General features: G+C 54.4%; 1 protein-coding gene. It reads left to right on the top strand.

Annotated features, from left to right (window positions below):
* The coding region (locus tag PL9631_RS25620) for a WD40 repeat domain-containing protein (protein WP_331281292.1) at positions 1-320 on the top strand (320 nt) is incomplete at both ends.

Below are 320 nucleotides of genomic sequence, written 5' to 3' on the forward strand. Positions count from 1 at the left end.
GATGGCACTCTGGTTCACACCCTCAAAGGCCATGAGAGTAATGTCTGGGGTGTCGCCTTCAGCCCCGACGGGAAATTCATCGCTTCTGGGAGTAGGGACAAGACGGTGAAACTGTGGAAACTTGATGGCACTCTGGTTCGCACCCTCAAAGGCCATGAAAGTTCTGTCATCGGTGTGGCTTTCAGCCCTGACGGGAAATTCATCGCTTCTGCCAGTGCTGACAACACGGTGAAACTGTGGAAACTGGATGGCACTCTGGTTCACACCCTCAAAGGCCATGAGAGTAATGTCTGGGGTGTCGCCTTCAGCCCCGACGGGAA

The organism is Planktothrix paucivesiculata PCC 9631 (assembly GCF_900009265.2).
GTDB lineage: Bacteria > Cyanobacteriota > Cyanobacteriia > Cyanobacteriales > Microcoleaceae > Planktothrix > Planktothrix paucivesiculata.